The 19,856-nt window shown below is 40.0% G+C and carries 24 protein-coding genes; 12 read left to right on the forward strand and 12 right to left on the reverse strand.

Annotated features, from left to right (window positions below):
- Positions 1-152: 152 nt before the first annotated feature.
- The 6 genes from rraB to ACRWP9_RS18660 all read right to left on the reverse strand — a co-directional run bounded on the left by rraB (position 153) and on the right by ACRWP9_RS18660 (position 4,885).
- Positions 153-614: a ribonuclease E inhibitor RraB gene (gene rraB / locus ACRWP9_RS18635; RefSeq protein ID WP_434927229.1), complete on the reverse strand. Its 462-nt coding sequence runs from the start codon at positions 612-614 to the stop codon at positions 153-155.
- 59 nt (positions 615-673) lie between these two features.
- Positions 674-1,408 carry a 1-acylglycerol-3-phosphate O-acyltransferase gene (locus ACRWP9_RS18640; protein ID WP_434927230.1) on the reverse strand — a complete coding sequence of 245 codons (735 nt, stop codon included), beginning with the start codon at positions 1,406-1,408 and terminating at the stop codon, positions 674-676.
- A gap of 175 nt (positions 1,409-1,583) precedes the next feature.
- Positions 1,584-2,366 carry a metal ABC transporter permease gene (locus ACRWP9_RS18645; protein WP_434927231.1) on the reverse strand — a complete coding sequence of 261 codons (783 nt, stop codon included), beginning with the start codon at positions 2,364-2,366 and terminating at the stop codon, positions 1,584-1,586.
- A 3-nt stretch (positions 2,367-2,369) separates the two neighbouring features.
- Positions 2,370-3,275, reverse strand: a complete 906-nt coding sequence (locus ACRWP9_RS18650) for a metal ABC transporter solute-binding protein, Zn/Mn family (protein WP_434927232.1) — start codon at positions 3,273-3,275, stop codon at positions 2,370-2,372.
- Positions 3,259-4,470, reverse strand: coding sequence for a hypothetical protein (locus ACRWP9_RS18655; protein WP_434927233.1), 1,212 nt, complete (start codon positions 4,468-4,470; stop codon positions 3,259-3,261). Before ACRWP9_RS18655 ends, ACRWP9_RS18650 begins: the two co-directional genes overlap by 17 nt.
- A 121-nt stretch (positions 4,471-4,591) precedes the next feature.
- Positions 4,592-4,885 (reverse strand): ABC-type zinc uptake system zinc chaperone, encoded by a 294-nt coding sequence (locus ACRWP9_RS18660; RefSeq protein ID WP_226413149.1) that lies wholly within the window; start codon positions 4,883-4,885, stop codon positions 4,592-4,594.
- A 210-nt stretch (positions 4,886-5,095) separates the two neighbouring features.
- Here ACRWP9_RS18660 and ACRWP9_RS18665 point away from each other — a divergent pair, with 210 nt between their 5' ends.
- Positions 5,096-5,221 (forward strand): hypothetical protein, encoded by a 126-nt coding sequence (locus ACRWP9_RS18665; protein WP_264177953.1) that lies wholly within the window; start codon positions 5,096-5,098, stop codon positions 5,219-5,221.
- Here the strand turns inward: ACRWP9_RS18665 and ACRWP9_RS18670 are convergent.
- Positions 5,218-5,544 carry a hypothetical protein gene (locus ACRWP9_RS18670; RefSeq protein WP_434927234.1) on the reverse strand — a complete coding sequence of 109 codons (327 nt, stop codon included), beginning with the start codon at positions 5,542-5,544 and terminating at the stop codon, positions 5,218-5,220. The genes ACRWP9_RS18665 and ACRWP9_RS18670 overlap by 4 nt on opposite strands.
- A gap of 206 nt (positions 5,545-5,750) precedes the next feature.
- On the opposite strand from ACRWP9_RS18670, the gene ACRWP9_RS18675 reads away from it, so the two are divergent.
- Both ACRWP9_RS18675 and ACRWP9_RS18680 read left to right on the forward strand, forming a co-directional pair.
- A complete protein-coding gene (locus ACRWP9_RS18675) occupies positions 5,751-7,421 on the forward strand; it encodes a mechanosensitive ion channel family protein (RefSeq protein ID WP_434927235.1) in 1,671 nt (556 codons plus the stop codon).
- An 87-nt stretch (positions 7,422-7,508) separates the two neighbouring features.
- Complete coding sequence (locus ACRWP9_RS18680) at positions 7,509-8,399, forward strand: aldo/keto reductase (protein ID WP_434927236.1); 891 nt, start codon at positions 7,509-7,511, stop codon at positions 8,397-8,399.
- A gap of 65 nt (positions 8,400-8,464) precedes the next feature.
- Here ACRWP9_RS18680 and ACRWP9_RS18685 read toward each other — a convergent pair whose 3' ends face one another.
- Positions 8,465-9,301, reverse strand: coding sequence for a MaoC family dehydratase (locus ACRWP9_RS18685; RefSeq protein ID WP_434929142.1), 837 nt, complete (start codon positions 9,299-9,301; stop codon positions 8,465-8,467).
- 232 nt (positions 9,302-9,533) lie between these two features.
- Here ACRWP9_RS18685 and ACRWP9_RS18690 point away from each other — a divergent pair, with 232 nt between their 5' ends.
- Positions 9,534-10,310, forward strand: a complete 777-nt coding sequence (locus tag ACRWP9_RS18690) for a methyltransferase domain-containing protein (RefSeq protein WP_434927237.1) — start codon at positions 9,534-9,536, stop codon at positions 10,308-10,310.
- A gap of 88 nt (positions 10,311-10,398) precedes the next feature.
- Here ACRWP9_RS18690 and ACRWP9_RS18695 read toward each other — a convergent pair whose 3' ends face one another.
- On the reverse strand, positions 10,399-11,262 hold the full coding sequence (locus tag ACRWP9_RS18695; RefSeq protein WP_434927238.1) for a TraB/GumN family protein: 864 nt from the start codon (positions 11,260-11,262) through the stop codon (positions 10,399-10,401).
- Positions 11,263-11,396: 134 nt separating this feature from the next.
- On the opposite strand from ACRWP9_RS18695, the gene ACRWP9_RS18700 reads away from it, so the two are divergent.
- Positions 11,397-11,708 (forward strand): prephenate dehydrogenase, encoded by a 312-nt coding sequence (locus ACRWP9_RS18700; RefSeq protein ID WP_434927239.1) that lies wholly within the window; start codon positions 11,397-11,399, stop codon positions 11,706-11,708.
- A gap of 190 nt (positions 11,709-11,898) precedes the next feature.
- The gene (locus ACRWP9_RS18705; protein WP_434927240.1) at positions 11,899-13,647 is read left to right on the forward strand and encodes a GGDEF domain-containing protein; all 1,749 of its coding nucleotides are present in this window, start codon (positions 11,899-11,901) and stop codon (positions 13,645-13,647) included.
- On the opposite strand, the gene ACRWP9_RS18710 is transcribed toward ACRWP9_RS18705, so the two are convergent.
- Positions 13,644-14,180 (reverse strand): DUF3016 domain-containing protein, encoded by a 537-nt coding sequence (locus tag ACRWP9_RS18710; protein WP_434927241.1) that lies wholly within the window; start codon positions 14,178-14,180, stop codon positions 13,644-13,646. The genes ACRWP9_RS18705 and ACRWP9_RS18710 overlap by 4 nt on opposite strands.
- Positions 14,181-14,487: 307 nt before the next feature.
- On the opposite strand from ACRWP9_RS18710, the gene ACRWP9_RS18715 reads away from it, so the two are divergent.
- Complete coding sequence (locus tag ACRWP9_RS18715; protein WP_434927242.1) at positions 14,488-14,790, forward strand: hypothetical protein; 303 nt, start codon at positions 14,488-14,490, stop codon at positions 14,788-14,790.
- 124 nt (positions 14,791-14,914) lie between these two features.
- Here the strand turns inward: ACRWP9_RS18715 and ACRWP9_RS18720 are convergent, their stop codons facing one another.
- Positions 14,915-15,424: a DUF4240 domain-containing protein gene (locus ACRWP9_RS18720; protein WP_434927243.1), complete on the reverse strand. Its 510-nt coding sequence runs from the start codon at positions 15,422-15,424 to the stop codon at positions 14,915-14,917.
- 66 nt (positions 15,425-15,490) lie between these two features.
- On the opposite strand from ACRWP9_RS18720, the gene ACRWP9_RS18725 reads away from it, so the two are divergent.
- The 5 genes from ACRWP9_RS18725 (at position 15,491) to ACRWP9_RS18745 (ending at position 18,721) form a co-directional block, all read left to right on the forward strand.
- A complete protein-coding gene (locus ACRWP9_RS18725; RefSeq protein ID WP_434927244.1) occupies positions 15,491-15,886 on the forward strand; it encodes a hypothetical protein in 396 nt (131 codons plus the stop codon).
- 102 nt (positions 15,887-15,988) lie between these two features.
- A complete protein-coding gene (locus ACRWP9_RS18730) occupies positions 15,989-16,786 on the forward strand; it encodes a response regulator (protein WP_226413123.1) in 798 nt (265 codons plus the stop codon).
- 123 nt (positions 16,787-16,909) lie between these two features.
- Positions 16,910-17,182, forward strand: a complete 273-nt coding sequence (locus ACRWP9_RS18735; RefSeq protein ID WP_188840938.1) for an HU family DNA-binding protein — start codon at positions 16,910-16,912, stop codon at positions 17,180-17,182.
- 331 nt (positions 17,183-17,513) lie between these two features.
- Positions 17,514-18,200, forward strand: a complete 687-nt coding sequence (locus tag ACRWP9_RS18740; protein ID WP_434927245.1) for a TorF family putative porin — start codon at positions 17,514-17,516, stop codon at positions 18,198-18,200.
- A gap of 344 nt (positions 18,201-18,544) precedes the next feature.
- Positions 18,545-18,721: a PA3496 family putative envelope integrity protein gene (locus ACRWP9_RS18745; RefSeq protein WP_226413119.1), complete on the forward strand. Its 177-nt coding sequence runs from the start codon at positions 18,545-18,547 to the stop codon at positions 18,719-18,721.
- A 103-nt stretch (positions 18,722-18,824) separates the two neighbouring features.
- Here ACRWP9_RS18745 and ACRWP9_RS18750 read toward each other — a convergent pair whose 3' ends face one another.
- Positions 18,825-19,787, reverse strand: a complete 963-nt coding sequence (locus ACRWP9_RS18750; RefSeq protein ID WP_434927246.1) for a PDC sensor domain-containing protein — start codon at positions 19,785-19,787, stop codon at positions 18,825-18,827.
- Positions 19,788-19,856 lie beyond the last annotated feature (69 nt).

Consider the following 19,856-nt stretch of genomic DNA (forward strand, 5'->3'; position numbering starts at 1 on the left):
TAAACCAAGTTAATCAGCCCTTAAACATAAAAACCACTCATTAGAGTGGTTTTTATGTTTAAGACTAACGTCTGTCATTTCAATAGCGATTCATTTAAAAAGACCTTCTAAACTGAATCTAACACTAATTTTGAAATAAAATTCAGCTGAACCTAGTGCTTTTTAACACTGTTATCATCATCTTCAACGTCGTCTTCATAATCATCTTCGAAGTCGTCTTCGTCGTCATAATCATCGTCTTCTTCATCACCCTCTTCAACATCACCGACAAAGTATGTACCCCAGCCGTCATAATCAACCTTTTGTTTAACAGCAATTGTAATCAGCTGTTCACAAGCTTGATCAAGTAAAGAAACCTCTAATTTATGATTTGAGATAGCATCAAAACAGAAGATAATTGATCCATCTTCTAATTCCATTTCCTCTGCGTCATTAACTTCAAACCCCATTTTGAATGCTTCAACAGCTGCTTTTTCTAAACGGTCAAAATTATTTGATGAAAAATGATGTTCAATTGTGTATTCAGCATCAGGTTCAGAACCATCAGCAATAAGGTTCTCAACAATTTCGCGGTTTTCGGCTAACTGTTCTTTTAACTGACGTTCGATGGACATGAAGTACTCCAAATGACTTAAAAATGGATAAGGTAATAATCTGTGTATTATACGTTATCTTAAGCCGTAGGTTTAGCCATTAATTCAGCGGCTTCTAGATTTAACTCAGCCAAACGCTTAGCCATAATAGTATGAACTTGCACAGCAAAAACCTTTGCGTCTGATTTATCTACACCTTGGGTGGTAATTGGCGCCATCATTTCTACAATAACCACACCGTTGTTCCAACGATTTAGCTTAATATGTGCCTGACAAGAGGCTAATACTGGCACGACTGGCACTTGAGCAGCTATTGCAGTGTGAAATGCACCCACTTTAAGGGGAAGTAATCCTCTGCCTCTAGAACGGGTTCCTTCCGGAAAAATCCATACAGACAGGTGCTTTTCTTGCATTTTTTTAACCGTTTTCGCCATAGTATCAAATGCACTAGAACGGTTTTTACGATCAATTAGAATATTACCCGTTAGCCAGTAAATCTGCCCAAACAAGGGAACCCAAGCCAAGCTTTTTTTGCCTAAACTTACCGTTGCTTTAGGCACTGCTGAAGTTTGAGTAAACAGGTCGAAATTGTTTTGATGATTACCTAAATAGATATTCTGTTGATTAACTACGTCGGGTTGCACATGACGGGTGATCACCTTAATGCCGAGCACGGGTGATACTGAGGCAAAAATCCTAGCCAACACATGAACATTGTCACGGTGCATAGGACGAACGATACATAAAATAAGTACCAAAACAAAAGCAAGGCACAATAGTATGGCTAGTATTAACGTACGAGCGATTAGCAGCACAACAGACTCCTGCGGATTAATTGGCGACAGTATAACGATGCCAGCAAGTTGACTCAATCAATTTTGCATACATGTGTACGCTCAAAAAAGGCGAAACCGACGAAAACCGTCGATTTCGCCTAAAGATACAGACAATTTATGAACAACAAGTCTTTATAGATGAATAATAAATAATTTAATTCATCGCTGAAGGCGAGGTTTTATTCATTTGTGCAATGGCTAATCTAAATACCAAGGCGCTGATAGCTAGGGTGGCAACAATGGCCGCACCACTAGGCAGGTCATAGCTGGCCGATAACCATAAACCACTCACATAACCAATAATACCGACCATATAAGCCAATACTAATCTAGCTTTACCTAAGTATTTATTCAGTGCGAGTGCCGGTAAAATTAACGAACTAAAGACTAAATAAACCCCCACAAGCTCAACAGACAAAGTAATTACAATCGCAAAGAGAAAGTAAAAACCAGCGCCGTCAAGTAAGTTAGGTCTAATCGCGATAGCGGCTAAAATAACTGCAGACACTGCTGCTGGTAAGATTAATTGTGACCAACTCACCCACAATATTTGACCTGACATCAACTGTTTTAACAGCTCAGCGCCGTGGGGATCATTGGCTAACAGCAACATAGCCCCAACTGCACTAAGCACATAAAAACACCCAATAAAAGCCTCAAGCTCACCTTCAAATTTACGTGCCATCCAGGCTATCACACCCGCACCAGCTAACGCGAACAGCGCCGGCATCCACACGTGTGAAAAAGGTATATTCTCAATATCGTGATCAATATGAGACACAATAGCACCAAGTGCGGCAACTTGAGCTATGGCTAAATCAATGAAGATTATGCCACGTTTTAACACTTGCCGACCTAATACCACATGAGTGGATAACACGAGTAAACCTGCCACTAAGGCAGGTAATAAAATGGCGGCAAGTTCGAAATCAAACATGGGTTATTTCACTCCGTTTAATAACGACAGCACACTATCGAACAAACTGATCAAGTCAGTACTTTGCTCATTACCGCCAACTGACATAGGTAAAGTAACAACCTTAAGATTAGCTCGTTCCGCTAACCATTCAGCACCACGCTCGTCCTGGTAAGATGCCACGATTATCGCCATTACATCTCCCTTTTCAGCACGGGCAAGTAAAGTTGCTAAGTGACTGCTTGTAGGCGCTAAACCAGGCTTAGGCTCTAAGTCTGCCACCTGCTCAATCCCAGTCCAGTTAAACAAATAACGAAAACTAGAATGGTAGGCGATGACTTTTTTACCCTTCAGACTTTGTGCTTGTTGTTGCCACTGTGGAATTTTCGCTTGCCACTGGCTACTAAATTGACTCAAAGCCTGTGTATAAGCCGCTTTATTGTCCGGGTCTAACTGAATCAATTTAGCGGATAAACCTTGAGCGACTTCAAGCATTCTCACCGGATCAAAATGTAAATGTGGATTGCCTTTAGCATGCACATCCCCCATAGAACGATCGACACTTTCGAGTTTATCTAGGGTGTCGGTATGTTCGGCGGCATAGAATAACCCTGTATCCGTTGAACGAACTCTGTTGTTAGATGCTTTCATCTGCAACATAGGTAGCCAACCAATTTCAAGGTCAGCACCGGCACAAACCACTAAATCCGCTTGACGCATTTTGGCAATTAAGCTTGGACGAGCCTGCACCAAGTGCGGGTCTTGCATAGCTGTGGTAGCGGAATACACTTTTGCATCAGGCGCAAGTGATAGCGTCAATGCAGCATATTCTGGCTCACAAGCAAATACATTTAACTCTGCATTGGCAGATGCCGAGCATATTAACGCAAGCCCTGCAGCCATTTTAATCATTCTAGAATTGATGTGCACCGTGAGCTCCTAATGTCATAACATATTGTAAAGTGATGATATTATCGTCTTCAAAACCTTCGAAATTAGTCCCTTGCTGATGAGTATATTGCATGCGAACCGTAGAGAAGTGGCTGTTGTGCCAAGCTAAACTGATTTCAGTTTCTTTTAGCTTTTGTGGATCTAAATGATCGCCATGAGCTTCAAAAGTATCCACTTGACCATAGCGTAAACCCGCAGACCAATTTGGGCTTAATTGATACACGCTACTGATATACCAACCTTCATGATAGTCGTTAGTAGCACCTTCGCTTAACATACCATGGTCGTGCTCATCTGCGTGGTCCAGATCAAGTTCTTCAACACCGAAAATGTCTGTCACACGAAAGTATTCGCCACTTACAGTTAAGTGCTGATATTTATAATTACCATTAGGTGCCCATTTATAGACAAAATCAGCAATGTAGGTATTTTCACCGGTATATTGCGCACTGTGATCATGCCCACCGTGAGCATCGCCCTCATCAACATGATCGTTTTCTTCTTCGCCAATCACTTTACCGTTGTCATTACTAAGGTAAGCTAGACCAAGCTGCCAGGAGCTATCAACACCAATATCACCACCTAACTTGGTGAAAGCGGTATATACACCTAAATTGCTAAAGTCACGTTCACCATGCTCATCAGCTGCGTGCATTTTATCGCCCTGAAACACTTCAAGGCCTAAGTTCCAGTAAATATCAGTTGGAGCAACAATACTCACTCGTAAACCATCATCGAAATAATGACCACCTAAAAATGCACGGTAAGCAGCTGGGCGATCGGCAAAAGAGTCTGTGTGTAAATGTTGGTTATTCAGATAGCCCACATCAGATAAGAAGCGCCCTGCGCGAACAGATAACCCTTCCGGCAAAGCCATAGTTTGAATAAAGGCTTCTTCTAATTCCAGCTCAGTATCACCACCGTGGCTGGCTAATACTGCGGTCATTTTGCCATAAAACATATCGTCAATATTGGCACTGATAGCCAGTTCGGTCTCACCTAAACCAAATCCTTCAGCACGTTCAGACATTGCACGATCACCCGATTGATAATAACCGTCTAACACGGCACTAATATTGGGGTTAGTCAAACTAGAATCTTCCGCCATTACGGCAACGGAAGTAAACGCACAGCCGATAGCGACTAAAGATAAAGGTGTTTTTAAAACAGACATACATGCTCCCTACGTTTTAGTCCGCAATATCATTTAGCGAGACTAAAACCATAAACCTAACATCGTCAAAGCAATAATTGCTGACGATTCAATTAAAAATTAATAACAATTTGTAATGGGTTTACACGGTATAAGGAGGGCCACGGCTGTGATAATGAAAGATGCTAACTGATGAAAAAACAGGCGATACGTTAATACTAACTTCATATTGCTGTTTTTGGATTGGAATAGAAAAAGAAAATGCATGCAGTACTTTATTCAGCTGATGCTGGTGAAAACACAAAGTACAGTGATGAGAATTTACGCCGTCTTCATGGTGTTCAGTACTGTGATTTGACGCAGCCAAAGCCAATACCATCAAAATGGCACAAAGCCAAATTGCGATATGTTGCTTTAACTGAAGGCTAAATCTCACAAAAATACCAAACTTAAGAGGATGTAATAAGCAGCAATTCTAAAAGACAGCAGTAAAAAAGCAAGCTATAGATTGTTACAAATCACTTTTAGCGCCAATTTGTGCGCGACTAGGCTATTCAACCAAAGACTTAATCAAATTAAGATAAACTTAAGCTGTTGTTCGTAACATTGGCGCATATTCTGTTAAATCTCAAAAATAGGACTGACCATGACTAACTTTATACGTGCAAACATCGGCATTATTCTTGCCATGGTTATCATTGGCGTTGTTGTACTCGGTGGTATCTATTGGGTGGAAGCCTCTTTAGAAAGCCAAGAACAGATAATAAGCTAATCTAGCTTTATATTTGGCACTTGTTTTTCAGGTGCTTCAATGAGAATTAAATGATCCATAATGTGTGTTATCCCGACCAATATCACTGATAAAATGATGGTTGGGGTAACAATATGCATCACATTATCTAGATAATATCCTGCAACACCGGCTATTGCCGCAACATAAAAGCCAATAATTTTGGCTGATGTTAACCACTTATTCCGCCCTAACCAAGCACCACACTTAGGGCATTGAATATGCGACCCAAGACCTCTACCACGGCTTTGAGTGACACTTGCTACCGAAAACCCTTTATGACAAAAAGCACATTGTAATAACATCTTAAATCCTTGCGGGTAAACATACCTTTCAAACGTAACGCATATTAAGTATATGTCTACAACCCTGTTAAATCAGCGACGTATTATGGACTAATATTGGCTTAGTACCAAAAGCTTATTGGTTAAGCGAGATAAACACTTTATGATAAAATATCTCACCGCCTGCATGCCAAAATCAACATAGCTTACCCACAGGATCTTTTAATATGCTCAGCCTGAATATACCAAGAATGCTTATTACTGCCAGTTTCACTCTAGCTTGCCTTCTTGGCACCGTCAGCACACACGCTGAGTCACCTATCAATCCCGAGCAGGTAATCGAACCCGTCTATCAAACCAGTACTGATGTTCGCGATAAAATTGAATCATTATCATCAATCATTCAAGGTGATATTGATTTATTACCAGACTTAAAAGGTGAAATTAAATCAATTACAGAATATCGCATTAAAACCAGAGTGATAGAACTTAGAAACCTGATCGATAACTTGATTAACGCCAGTGAAATTGATGAGGAATTTGTGGTTCCACTAGTACAGTCTCAATTAGTATTTTTAAAGCAAGTACGTCACTACCTTAATACCGATATCATTCAACTTCGCAGTCAGGTAGATGGTGGCAGCGGTGATAATGCTATCTTATTGAGAATTTCAGAACGCGAATTTCAACGCGATCATTATCTTAAAGCTGAATTAGAAACGATTATCTGGGCAGAAAAAGTCAAACTCGATGTAGAAACCTTAAGGAAAACCCTAACCAAACGCTTAATAACCCGTGCAGATAGACTAGACAGTCTAGTGTCTTATACACAAAATGAGCTACAGAAATCAGTCAGCGAAGCGACTGCTGCAGGCGACAACATTAGCTCAGAGCAAAAGCAGCGCGTGAGTTCGCTCAAAGAAAGGCTAGCACAAAATAGCGCCAGCTTATCGACCGCCGCATCCCTGTTAGAACAATTAGGTCAAGACACTGCTAACATCAAACAAACCCTATTTAGTATATCGGGGGATATCACCCAAGATGTGCTGAATTTTAATGTTGCATCCAGCCTACTGGAAGAATGGGCAAATGTTGCTAAACATCAGGCTTTAGACAATGGCCCAAGCGTTACTTTTAAAATTATTATTTTTATATTAATACTATTTATCAGCAGTTTGATAGCCAAAATAGTGACCCGAGTTGCCACTAAAACGGTCACAGCTTCTAAGCTTAAATTTAGTAAATTATTACAAGACTTCTTTATTTCGTTATCGAGTAAAGCCGTGTTCGCTATTGGGTTATTAGTTGCCTTATCTCAACTCGGTTTCGAATTGGGCCCTTTGCTAGCAGGTTTTGGTATCGCCGGTGTGATTATTGGTTTCGCCTTACAAGACACATTATCTAACTTTGCATCGGGAATGATGATTCTGATTTATCGCCCTTTTGACGTGGGTGATTTAATTAACGCCGCAGGCGTAACCGGAAGAGTCAGTCATATGAGTCTTGTATCGACAACCATTAAAACACTTGATAACCAACGTCTTATTATTCCTAACAACAAGATTTGGGGCGACACCATTAATAATATTACCGCTGAACACCAGCGCCGTGTAGACATGACATTTGGCATCAGTTATAGCGATAATATCGAGCACGCAGAAACAATTTTAAAAGACATTGTTACCCAGCATCCAAAAGTGCAAGTAACGCCTGAGCCTATTGTGAAGTTGCACACCCTAGGCGAATCATCGGTTGACTTTATCGTCAGACCTTGGGTAAAACCTGATGATTATTGGGATGTTTATTGGGATATTACCCGCGCGGTTAAAATGCGCTTTGATGCTGAAGGCATTAGCATTCCGTTCCCACAACGCGATGTGCATATCTATCAGAAATAGCTAACTACAAACAAAATGCACCGACTACGCTGTAGGTGCATTGATTATGTTGAATCACTTTAGCATCAATTTATATTAGGACACTTCATGACAACATCTCATTTTGCATTTTCAGATTTTATTGCCGGTTTTTGGCGTATTGATGCATGGAACATGACCCCGCAACAAAGGCTTACGCTTATTGAGCAATATCTTGAGCTTGGGGTAACCAGCATGGATCATGCTGACATTTATGGCGTATACCAATGTGAGACATTATTCGGCGAAGCCCTTGCCCTTGCTCCCCATTTACGCCAGAAAATGCAACTGATAAGTAAGTGCGGTATCAAGCCTGCATTTGATGGGTATGATAATCGTTACGTCAACCATTACGACACCAGTAAACAGCATATTATTCGAAGCGTTGAGCGTTCACTGATCGAGCTAAAAACCGACTATTTAGACGCATTACTGATTCATCGCCCCGATCCTTTAATGCAAGCAGATGAAGTTGCTGAAGCTTTCTTACAATTAAAACAACAAGGTAAAGTGAACCACTTTGGTGTGTCCAACTTTTTACCCCATCATTTCACTTTGCTGCAGTCACGGCTAGACGATCCACTCATCACCAATCAAGTGGAAATATCACCGCAATGCTTAACCCATTTACACGATGGTGTATTAGATCAATGCCAACAATTAAATATACGCCCTATGGCATGGTCATGTCTGGGAGGCGGTACATTATTCAGTGAGCAAACAGAGAAAGTGGTACGATTAAGAAGCTGCTTAACAGAGGTGGCAGACCAGGTAAGCACGGCAGACATAAGTCAGGTTATTTATGCCTGGGTCGCTATGTTACCCAGTAAACCGACACCGATTATTGGCAGTGGTAATATTGAACGAATTCGTAGTGCAGTAAACTCAAGCAGCATTCAGTTAACCAAGCAACAATGGTTCAGTATTTGGCAAGCATCAACGGGACACAGTGTTGCCTAAGCAAAAGTACGTCAGATAACCCTCGTATTGTTATTACGAGGGTTGAGGGTTACAAGGGGAGCAGCCTAATCTAGATAACGCATTTTACCATGTAAATGAGGGCGCTTACCCTTTACATCACGCATTTCAAAACACTTACCATCCTCAAGTGATTCATAGGCAAAAGTCACTTCTGATGGCATAAATACGGGTAATTTAAATTCCACATCAACTGTAAATGGACGCTCGCCAATAAATTGCATTAGCTGTGCCATACAACGTGCTTTTGACCACATACCATGGGCAAGTACCCGCTCAAATCCAAAACGCTTTGACAGTAATGGGTGTAAATGAATTAAATTGTAGTCACCTGATGCTTTGGCGTAATGACGACCTAAATCTTCTGTTAAGCGCCATTGCTGTATATTTTCCCAAGCCATATCAGATGCTCGAGGTGGCCGAGGACGACGTTTGGCGGACTCAATGCGGTACAAGTAGGTTGAATGCGCTTGCCAGACTAACTCTTCAGCAACGTAAACACTCGACTCAAGCACAAACTCCAAGCCGGCATCTGTTTCAGTGCTGCTAGTGAGCTGACACTTTACGGTTAATATCTCATTCGTTTTCACCGGCCGTAATACACTAATACTGTTTTTAAGGTGGATCATGCCAAGCAAAGGGAAGGTGATCGCCTTATGTGCAAATATCACCGCATGTAAACGAAAGGCCAGTACATATAAATAAGTGGGCGGTAACACTTTCTCGTCAAATTGAAAGCCACAAACGTTAGCATATTGACGTACTTTATCATTTGATAAAAAAACATTATCAGTTTGAATCGCAATTTTAGGTAACGGTTTTTTATCCCAACCAGGTTTACGGCTAAAGAATATTTTGCGATAAAGTGTAAAAAGCGATGGCATCGCTTTTAAATCAATTTTGTAATCGAAACTCAATGTGACAACCCTTTTTAAACGGCACGTCTTGCACCATAGTGGTGATATTATAACTCAGTATTTCCCTAAAATTGAAATACTTGAATTAACTCTTAATATTTATCATTAGTTCAATGAGTAGATACAGCTACTTTTAGCTTTACCCATAACCACAGTCATTGCAGAATAAGCACCTATCAAACTAATAAAAAGATGTACTGTGCAAGATACTAACTTCGATAAACTCAGCCAAAAATTTGCTAAAAATATCTATGGCACCACTAAGGGTGATATTAGAGCCGCTGTATTGTGGCGCGATCTTGAGCCTGCCATAGGTTTATTGGCCGCGTTAAATCATTCACCGTTACGGATATTAGATGCTGGCGGCGGTTTTGGTTTATTAAGCCAAAAGTTAGCTGTGCTAGGACACGAAGTGGTGCTTTGTGATATTTCTGCGCAGATGTTGGCCGAGGCGCAACAACAAATTGATGCGAGTGAAACACCGTTAAACATCACTCTGGTTCACAGCCCTATACAAGCTTTAACACCTGAGCTTAATGGCCAGTTTGATATCATTTTATGCCATGCTGTGGCCGAATGGTTAATCGATGCACAATCAACACTGCTGGGATTATTATCCTTATTAAAGCCACAAGGCCTATTCTCTTTAATGTTTTACAACAAAGAGGCAATGCGGTTTCACAGCTTAGTTTCTGGCAACTTTGACTATGTCATGCGTGACATGAAAGTTAAAAAGAAAGTCGGTTTAACCCCTACACATCCTTTATATATCGAAGACGTCCGCAAATGGTTTAACCAATGGCAACTACAAATAGTTTGTCAGTCTGGTGTTCGGGTCATCAATGATTATTTAAAGCATCAATTACCGCCTAATTTCGATATTAAACAGCTGATAGAGATGGAACTGCTTTATTCGCAGCGTGAACCCTATTTATCCCTTGGTCGTTATGTGCACTTTTTGGCTAAACAAGCTTAAATTCGATTCAAAAGATAACTAAGCAGGGCTAAGCACTGCTCGATATCATTTGAGCTTGTTATTTCTCCTTAATCATATAGTGGCTGCTTTAATTACAGCTTTGCTGCCAACAGTTCTGCACTGCTGCACCTTGTTGACGCAGCAATTGAGGTATATTTTGCTGCCCGACTAAATGACCAGCACCGATAATAAAAAACAGCGGTTGCTGAGTTTTTTGGTGCATCAATACTAGCATTTTGTCACTCATGGTGTGATTTCGCTGCCATAGCAATTTACTCAACAACTCGTCTGACTCTCCAGCTTGCTGCTCCATAATATTGGCTAACTGTTTTTCATCGCCGTTACGCCATGCTGCGATTAACTCGAGCATTTCGGCATCAGTGGCATTTACCGCCTCGTCTAACATTTGAATTTGGCTATGCCGACTAAAAGATGAAATCAACTCAAATTGAAAAGCCACACTTTCAAGTTCAAATAGAGGTTTGGATTGGCGTATTGCAGCAAAGGAGACGTCGACACCTTGCTCTGCACTATATCCTAAAGCGGTAAAGCGCATCATGCTGATTTGTGCAGCTTGCAGCCAAGGCGCAAATTGCTGAATCGCTAAACAAAATTGCTCCATTGACTGGCAATACTTCACTGTAACTAGTTTGGCTTGCTCAATTAATGCTGCCTCTGCGTAGCCGTATTGTTGTAATAACCCCATGGTATCAGCCTTGTTAACATCAGCTTCTAGCACCAAGGCAGCACTTTGCTCAAAAGCACGCTCAATTTGAGGCGCCATAGGATAAAAGTCAGCCTTACCCACATGAATAGAGCCCAGTAAATAAGCTTGCTGATTTTTCCAGGTCACTTTATAGAACGGGGGTTTATCATCTTGTGCGGCATATAACTGCGGAGAAATAAAAAAACTTGCTAATACAATCAATAATATATGCTTAAAAAAAAGCATTACTCTCTCCCCGTTAAGACTCAATATAGCTAACATTTGTATATTCATATTCACACTATGATGAGTTTTCCTTGTTGCATCCATGTCAGAACCTTATAATTTGTAAAAATGCATCGTTAGTTTTAGAGACTCTTATGCCGTATACCAAAGTCATTCAACAGTTAAAAGAAAATCTGCAAGTCGCTTACAGGCAAGCCATTGACTGTGATATTCGCTTAGATGAACTTCGTAAGGCGGGTCACGGTAAGTTTGTTGCTATCTTCACAGAAGAACATGGCTTTAGCCAGAGCAGTAATCGCTTTTTACCCTATGTTCAAGAACTTGCCACAGAATTTGAAACCATACAAGAAAGTGTCCACACAGCACCAGAAACGCTTGAGGCATTTGTTAAAAAGTTGGCCATTCTACTGCAGACATTACAGGCATTTAAACAACAAAGTAAATAACCTCAACTAGGGATAATAAGTGCTTAACCAAAGCTATGGTTAAATAATACTTCAATCCTGCAATTTAAACATTGCAGGATTTTTTAATGCTAAAATTCGATAAGCGCAGCTTTGTTAGAGAGGATATATGACATAAATCTGTCATTGATGAAGATTATGATAAGCCATCATCCGTTGTAAGATACCTCTCATGTCTTCTATCGATTTATGTAATACATTAAATGAAATCATTGATACACAAAATATTGATGCCGTGTTCCAGCCCATTTTTAATATCAGCACCAACAAGCTACATGGGTTTGAAGCATTAAGCAGAGGTCCACAACATAGTACTTTGCACTCTCCCGCTTCCCTGTTTAAAACGGCAGAACATTGCGACAAACTGAGTGAATTAGAAACGCTCTGTCGCGGTATATCAATTAACGCGTTTAAACAGCGGCAATTGCCGGGCAAGTTATTCATTAATATATCGCCAAAAGCGTTACTCGATCCTGCACATCCCAAAGGCGCCACCTTAAAGCTCATTAAGCAATTAGGCTTGTCACCCAATGATGTTGTCATAGAGCTATCGGAACAATATCCCGCAGATGATATCGACTTACTCAAATCCTGCTTAAATCATTATCGAAATCAAGGTTTCCTCACCGCCATTGACGACTTAGGCGCGGGGTATTCAGGCTTAAGACTATGGTCAGAACTCGCACCTGATTATGTTAAAATTGATCGTCATTTTATTCATCAAATAGATATTACCCCTGTAAAACAAGAGTTTGTTCGCTCAATTGTCGATTTATGCCAAAGCTTAACCTGCAAAGTGATTGCTGAAGGCATTGAAACAAAAGAAGAGCTCACTATGCTTTCTCAGTTAGGGATAAGTTATTGCCAAGGATATCTACTTGGCAGACCTGAAACCCAGCCGACACAGGAATATTATCAACCCCAGGTTATTGCGCCTAGCATGCCTCGCACCCGATACTGCGAAACAGCGGAAAGTATTTGTCATAGCGCAATTACCGCTTCAGCAACAACCCAACTAAAGCAACTTAGTCAGAAGTTTATAGACCAACCTGCACTACAAGCTATTGTTATAATCGAGGATGAAATTCCTCAGGGCATTATTAACCGCACAGCATTGTTAGAGCTATTTAGCACGCCATACGGACGTGCATTGCATGAAAATCATCCAGCAAGTGCAGTAATGGACACCCATGTATTACAAATTGACGCCAATAGGCCTTTATCTGAAGTCAGTCAATTATTAACATCAGAAAACGCTAATACAGTCGCTCAGCAATTTATTATTACCCGCAATCACAAACTCATCGGTATCGGTCATACCAAAGATTTACTGCAAAGAATCACTGAACACCGCATAAAAATGGCTCGACACGCAAACCCATTGACCAATTTACCTGGTAACGTGCCTATTCAAGAGGAACTTAAGCTGTTAAGAACTCAACGAAAACCATTCTATTTAGCCTATTTAGATTTGTGTCACTTTAAGCCATATAACGATATTTATGGGTTTTGTCGTGGGGATGAAGTTATTCAGGTGGTAGCGAAACTATTAATGCCGTATCAAAGCGACCGCTGCTTTGTAGGGCATATTGGTGGGGATGATTTTGTGATGATTTGCACTTGTGACAATACCATAGATCACAGCAAACACATTATTGAGCAATTTAATCAGCATAAGAGTGAATTTTATCGCGACGAACACTTACAAAGCCAAAGCATATTTACAGAGGATAGAAATGGACAATTGCAACATCACCCATTGATTTCATTATGTATCGGGGTATTACCTCCAAGCATTACCACTAATGCGACAGAGCATCAATTGTCGACATTAAGTGCTCAAGCAAAAAAACAGGCAAAACTCGCCGTTAGCGGACTTTACCTGTTATCGGACCAAATAATGGAATTACATGTCGCTTAAAGCGCTTTGGGTGCCTCAAGTTGTGGGGCAACCGTACGTTTTAGCCAATCATTTAGCATAGTCGTTTCCGCCGAAAAAGGACGTTCATTGATTCGACTTATACGGCTCAGAAAACTCATGTCAGTCAATTTTTCATCGCCACTAATAATGACTTTATTATCTTCCAAAATTTGATAAGTAAAGGTCATTTTTGGTGGGTATAGCTCTTTAACAACCCGCAAGTCGCCGGTTGTTGCACCAAAAGTAGGACGCATATCACCCGCTAAATCGACATTAGAAACCTGCATTTCAAGCTTTTGATTAGGCTTAAGTGTTTTCTCTGCCTGCTTATTAATATTTTTAGTTATGGTCTCAAAAAATCTATTTTCAAAACGCGATTGCAACTCATTTGAGGCCATAATGTCATTGTAGTTATCAGGCTCTAGCCACTCTACTTTAACAATGCCTGTCTCAGTGATAGGGCTAACCACTTCCTCTGCAATTGCCACGCTACTGACGAATGCCCCTACTACCAATAAATAGTTAATGTTCATAATATGCCTCCAGGCAAAATTTAAATAGATTTAGATAGCTTGTTTACTTGATGAAACTACTTTAACAAAATGAACCTGTACATTTGCTTAACATAAAGCATATTCCAAGAATATAAATTAAAGCACTGTTTTTAAACAGCTAAAAACGTAAAAATCTAACTCAGCTGTTTTTTTATGCTTCGTTCAGCTTTGGTTCAACAAACTGAAGCTACTATCACTCCAACAAAAAGACAGCATCTTTACACTAGCGATTGTTCAAGGAACTAACGTCGTGACTAATCAATATTAATGCTACGGAGTCATAACAATGAAACTGATCACTAATTCAACAAAACGTGTTTCTTTAGCCGCTTTATTCGCCACTCTTGTCGTGGGCCTAGCCGTTTCAGCTCAAAGCCAAGCCAATGAATCCAACCTTCACGGAGGCGTTATGGAGCAGCACAGCACTCAATTGAGTCAACAAATGCAAAATAATGAACAGCTATTAGAGTTAAAGTTAGAACAAAAACTTACTCAACAAGTAGCCAAAGCAGAAAGCCAGTATGTTGCTAAAATTTGTCAACAATATGATTTATCTTATGATAATGAGACATCTACTTGTATAAAGTAGCCGCGAATCCAACATAAAGCGACTCTCAATACGCATCTAAATTGCCCTGACTTGTCAGGGCAATTTCACTTATGGGGTGTGGGGCGACTCATTTAGGCCATGTTTAAACCTCAAACAGTCTGAGTTAAAATGGGAATCGCGCAGTTAATTTAGGGTAAGTCTGTTTTAACACTTTAGGCTTAGTCGAAAACTTTTTCCCCACAGGCGTATTATTGCCTGAAGGTACAAACGGTAATTCATCTTCATTACGGTTTTCATATAACTGACCCGCAACTAAATCGTAATCTTCAATAAACGGATAAGCATAATTATCTTTTAATGGCCATTGCGCCAAATCACCTAAGCTATCCGGTTGGGCAATAATTTTGTCATACCACTCTTGCCCTAATGACAAAATAAAACAACGAAACTCAGTAAAAGCATAATCAGAATCACAGCCCGTCACAATATAAGCTGCGCCCCAAATAGCCCACTGATAACTTCGGCGCAATTGCTGACCAAACATTTTATCAAATGCTTTTAATGACTCATCATCTAAAGGATCTAGTGACTGCTGTAATTGCTGTACGATTTGTTCAGAAGACTGGTCTGCATGGGTGCGGGTGACCAGTTGCCAAAATTGTGTTTCAGTCATTGAACTTTCCCAATATCCATTAAATTGCGATATTCTATCCTAAATACATCAAACCAAGTGAACAAAATGACACAGGTTAAGCGCCCCTTGGGCATTATATTACTGATTGCTTTATACAGTTTATTTACTATTATCGCCCTTTGGCGTGCAACTCAATATGCGACTTTTGACATATTAACCCTTGGTGTTTTACCCGTATTAGTGGGTCTATTGATCCGCGCGAAATGGGCTAAAATAGTGCTCTTTTTTCACCTAGGGCTGCAAACATTAGTGTTAATTGCAATGGGAACTACTGCGTTAATCGCGTATCAAATCACTCCCGAGGACGTGAAAATTGAATTTAATGGCCAAATCATTCCTATTTGGATAGTGGCAAGCGCTGCTATAAGTCTGGTCACTCTGCAGTGGTGGGCAGCACTAAACCATAAAGCGCGTCAGTATTTAAATAATATTGGCATTTAAAGACCACTTGAAACTGATTGTCGAGGACGTATTTGATAGTAATCTACTTATATGTCTATGCTATAGTCTATCTAGTGGTACAAAATAATAAGAGTTCAATAAATGCACAGTTTATCCCCTAGCGAATTATCTATTTTATTGCTTGAGCCTTCTGAGACTCAACGAAAAATAATTATGTCTCGATTACAGCAAGAAGGCGTTGTTAGCATTCAAACCGCTACAACTCTTGAAGATGCCAAAGCGATTATAGCTCGTCATAAGCCTGACTTAATTACTAGCGCGTTACACTTTCCTGACGGCGAAGCAACGGATTTACTCGCGTATATCAAGCAAAAACCAGAATACCAAGACATTCAGTTTATGTTGGTATCGAGTGAATGCCGCCGCGAGCAACTTGAAATTTTTAGACAGTCAGGTGTGGTTGCCATTTTACCTAAGCCTTTCAATTCAGATCATTTGGCTCGCGCATTAAACTCAACCATAGATTTAATCAGTAATGACGAATTAGATTTGAGCCATTTTGATGTGCATAATCTGAGAGTGTTGGTCGTTGATGATAGTCGTTTAGCACGTAACGTGATTAAACGGACCATTGGTAATTTAGGGATTAAAATTATTACTGAAGCAGAAGATGGTCAGCAGGCTATTAATCTAATGCAGCATAATATGTATGATTTAGTGATTACCGATTACAACATGCCCAGTGTTGATGGATTAGCGCTAACGCAATATATTCGTAATGAAAGCCAACAGTCACACATTCCTATTTTAATGGTATCGTCGGAGGCTAATGACACCCATTTAAGTAACGTATCCAGTGCTGGGGTTAATGCCCTTTGTGATAAGCCTTTTGAACCTAATTTAGTCAAACGGATCTTATATCAACTGCTTGAAGAGTAGCATAGTGGGTATTTGACAGTCTTTTTACCCTTTTATCGGACAAAATACTTTTAAAGCGTCAACGCTTATGGCATGTTAACCACGTTTTTAAAAACATTTCTATGGAAAGCAGAGAATATCAATATGAACAAAAGTGAACTGATTGCAAAAATTGCTGAAAACGCAGATCTAACTAAAGCAGAAGCTGGCCGTGCATTAAAATCATTTGAAGCAGCGGTAACTGAAGCGATGAAAAATGGCGAAAAAATTTCTATCGTTGGTTTTGGATCATTTGAAACCTCACAACGTGCTGCACGTACTGGTCGCAACCCGCAAACTGGTAAAGAAATTCAAATTGCCGCTGCAACTGTACCTAAGTTCAAAGCTGGTAAAACGTTAAAAGATAGCGTTAACTAAAAATAAGTTAACTGTTATTTTTAAAAGCCTCCTTTCGGAGGTTTTTTTATGCCCTATTTCTGTCAAATCGGGCAATCCTCAAATTAACATCGCCAGATCAGCTTACTGCACAACCCAAGTGCAATGCCGCACCATTACAAAGCAACCAATAGGCTTTTAACGTGTTCAAATTTTAATAATTAGTTGATATATATGATATTTAAACATTGGCACAACCTTCGCTTAACTCAGAGTAGATAAACCAACATTTAACACTCTGTCTCGATATATGAAGTTTTAAAGTCCTGACATACACAGTGTTAAATGCATAATAAAACTTTGAGGGAAGATGATGAAAAAATCACTATTACAAGCAGTTGCGTTATCAAGCACACTATTACTCAGCAGCACAGCTTTTGCCGAAGTATCCGCTAATATTGGCGCAACGTCTAACTACTTATGGCGCGGAGTCACCCAGACAGATGATGCGGTTGCTGTGCAGGGTGGTCTTGATTACGCACACGAGTCTGGTTTTTATGCTGGCACTTGGGCATCAAATGTCGACTTTGGTGATGCAGCAACCTATGAAGCGGACTTTTATGCAGGCTATGCTGGAGAGTTTGCTGAAGATTTCACTTACGACGTAAGCTATTTATATTACGCCTACCCTGATGCTGATAGCAGCTATGATTTTGGTGAAGTTTCATTTGTATTAGGTTGGAAATGGCTAGAATTAGGTTATTCAAAAGTGGTCAATGCTGATTCTGGGGTTTCTGGCGCTGACAGCGAAACTGATTGGAGTTACTTACAAGCTAATGCCAGCTTCCCTTTAACAGAGAAAGTCAGCTTAGGCGTTCATTATGGCTATTCACAGGGTGATGTCGTTAAAGACCTATTTAGCGAAACCTATTCTGATTACAACGTGTCACTGAGCGCTGACACAGATGTGGGCACAGTATCTTTCATGGTTTCTAACACAGATTTAGCAGATGACGATGCAAAAGTCGTTTTAGGTTATTCATACGGCTTTGATCTATAGCAGTACAACAATGTGAATTGTTTGCTAATCTAGTAGGTAAGCAATTTTCATTGGCATGTTAAGTTGCGTTAACGCTACCTTAGGGTGGCGTTTTTATTTTTAAACCTTACCCTAATAATGACGATTCCAATGTTCGTCAATCTTCAAATAAAAAGCCGTGTACTTTCCCTCTTTTATATCGCTCAACTAGCTTGCCGGAAAATAACTGCTAAGCTCAAATCGTGAAGGTAAAAAAAACTGTTCAGCTTGAACAATATATTTTGCTTTTCTAAGGATAATTTTTTGGTTAGAAAGAGCTCATTGGTTTAGTACTGTTGTTTACCATTGGTTATGAGGGTTTTATTATGGCTAATATCACTGAAAGAGTGCCTGACGATACAGAAATTGAAGCGATGACTTCACCAAGAAGTGCTAAAGGAGCCGAAAATTTGCAACATAAACGTCAAGTCAAAAGGCGTTTAGAAGATTTTCTTGAACAAGCACAACTTAGAAAAGCCATTGGTGATGACGACTTCTTTTAGTCATATAATCATCACACAAATAAAAAAACCATCGTTACAACCGCTGTCACTAAGCCGTTAATACGATGGTTTGTTTTTTAATAGCGGTAAATAAACTAAACTTTTAAGATAAGCGATTAAACTTTTGTTGCTGATTTTGAGTCAACAATTGCTCCGCCCTAGCCCCTAAATAAACATAAATACCTAGCCCAACTAACAAGCCAACTACAGCTAACATCATCATGATGGCCGGCTCAATATATTGTTTCTCTCCTAAAGAAGCTTTGAACATAGTTAGCAAAGCTTCTATCGAAATTGCGATTAAGATGGTGGAAATAAAACGCGTTATAGTCCGCCGTGTTGAACTATGACGAAATATATCTTTATGCATTAGCACTTCTTCTTCCAAAATCGTTTTACCCAAATCAAAAATCGCCAATGCGAGGGTCAGAAAAATAATAATACCAAAAGGCAGTAACGGATCATTTTGCGCCGGCTCAGACAGCAAGCGATAAATATCAGACACTACCGTCCACATTAATACACTCACCAAGACGAACAGCCCCAGCACAATAAAACTATATACGGCTTTAAATATTGGCGTCATTTTACGTCTTGCGCTGTCACCCATCATAAACTCAATCAACTGAGTAAGATTAATATCAACCACTACAATGACGCGCTGACTATTAGCATTTAACAGCTGTCTTGAGGCGCTTACACACAGGCCTCCACCCGTATTCGATAAATATGGGCTAGTAATATAGCGAGTACTGTCTTGCTCGGCTAAACCAGTAAAATAGGGACGATGGCTTCTGTCGGTATCGCGCCCTTTATCAGATAATTTAACTTTGCCTTTAGACACCACAAGGTTGTCGCTCACTTGAGTGCCATTTTCATCAAGTAGATACAGCAATTGCACAAAAGGGTAACTTCTAGCTAGCTCATTAAACACCTTATCTGAGGTCGGGTTCTGAAATATAGATGCGTCACTTAATCCTAATAAAATGGAATCCAATAATTCATGAATAACCGATTCATGCTCATGATAACGTTCGATAACACTTAAAAAACTCATTGCAGCCATATATCACTCCCTCTTTACCATAAGAGGTTAAAGCAGTGATTGTGCCAACTAATTACTATAATAAATTCA

This window comes from Shewanella sp. HL-SH2 (assembly GCF_051164935.1).
Taxonomy (GTDB): domain Bacteria; phylum Pseudomonadota; class Gammaproteobacteria; order Enterobacterales; family Shewanellaceae; genus Shewanella; species Shewanella glacialimarina.

What these genes read in the sequence shown, in the direction of transcription:
- ACRWP9_RS18685 (WP_434929142.1), bottom strand. Translation starts at nt 9,301, where the DNA reads ATGCCATCGCTTTTTACACTTTATCGCAAAATATTCTTTAGCCGTAAA.
- ACRWP9_RS18655 (WP_434927233.1), bottom strand. Translation starts at nt 4,470, where the DNA reads ATGTCTGTTTTAAAAACACCTTTATCTTTAGTCGCTATCGGCTGTGCG.
- ACRWP9_RS18745 (WP_226413119.1), top strand. Translation starts at nt 18,545, where the DNA reads ATGGCTAATATCACTGAAAGAGTGCCTGACGATACAGAAATTGAAGCG.
- ACRWP9_RS18705 (WP_434927240.1), top strand. Translation starts at nt 11,899, where the DNA reads ATGTCTTCTATCGATTTATGTAATACATTAAATGAAATCATTGATACA.
- ACRWP9_RS18700 (WP_434927239.1), top strand. Translation starts at nt 11,397, where the DNA reads ATGCCGTATACCAAAGTCATTCAACAGTTAAAAGAAAATCTGCAAGTC.
- ACRWP9_RS18750 (WP_434927246.1), bottom strand. Translation starts at nt 19,787, where the DNA reads ATGGCTGCAATGAGTTTTTTAAGTGTTATCGAACGTTATCATGAGCAT.
- ACRWP9_RS18740 (WP_434927245.1), top strand. Translation starts at nt 17,514, where the DNA reads ATGAAAAAATCACTATTACAAGCAGTTGCGTTATCAAGCACACTATTA.
- ACRWP9_RS18680 (WP_434927236.1), top strand. Translation starts at nt 7,509, where the DNA reads ATGACAACATCTCATTTTGCATTTTCAGATTTTATTGCCGGTTTTTGG.
- ACRWP9_RS18665 (WP_264177953.1), top strand. Translation starts at nt 5,096, where the DNA reads ATGACTAACTTTATACGTGCAAACATCGGCATTATTCTTGCCATGGTT.
- ACRWP9_RS18720 (WP_434927243.1), bottom strand. Translation starts at nt 15,424, where the DNA reads ATGACTGAAACACAATTTTGGCAACTGGTCACCCGCACCCATGCAGAC.
- ACRWP9_RS18695 (WP_434927238.1), bottom strand. Translation starts at nt 11,262, where the DNA reads ATGCTTTTTTTTAAGCATATATTATTGATTGTATTAGCAAGTTTTTTT.
- rraB (WP_434927229.1), bottom strand. Translation starts at nt 614, where the DNA reads ATGTCCATCGAACGTCAGTTAAAAGAACAGTTAGCCGAAAACCGCGAA.
- ACRWP9_RS18735 (WP_188840938.1), top strand. Translation starts at nt 16,910, where the DNA reads ATGAACAAAAGTGAACTGATTGCAAAAATTGCTGAAAACGCAGATCTA.
- ACRWP9_RS18645 (WP_434927231.1), bottom strand. Translation starts at nt 2,366, where the DNA reads ATGTTTGATTTCGAACTTGCCGCCATTTTATTACCTGCCTTAGTGGCA.
- ACRWP9_RS18710 (WP_434927241.1), bottom strand. Translation starts at nt 14,180, where the DNA reads ATGAACATTAACTATTTATTGGTAGTAGGGGCATTCGTCAGTAGCGTG.
- ACRWP9_RS18730 (WP_226413123.1), top strand. Translation starts at nt 15,989, where the DNA reads ATGCACAGTTTATCCCCTAGCGAATTATCTATTTTATTGCTTGAGCCT.
- ACRWP9_RS18725 (WP_434927244.1), top strand. Translation starts at nt 15,491, where the DNA reads ATGACACAGGTTAAGCGCCCCTTGGGCATTATATTACTGATTGCTTTA.
- ACRWP9_RS18670 (WP_434927234.1), bottom strand. Translation starts at nt 5,544, where the DNA reads ATGTTATTACAATGTGCTTTTTGTCATAAAGGGTTTTCGGTAGCAAGT.
- ACRWP9_RS18675 (WP_434927235.1), top strand. Translation starts at nt 5,751, where the DNA reads ATGCTCAGCCTGAATATACCAAGAATGCTTATTACTGCCAGTTTCACT.
- ACRWP9_RS18715 (WP_434927242.1), top strand. Translation starts at nt 14,488, where the DNA reads ATGAAACTGATCACTAATTCAACAAAACGTGTTTCTTTAGCCGCTTTA.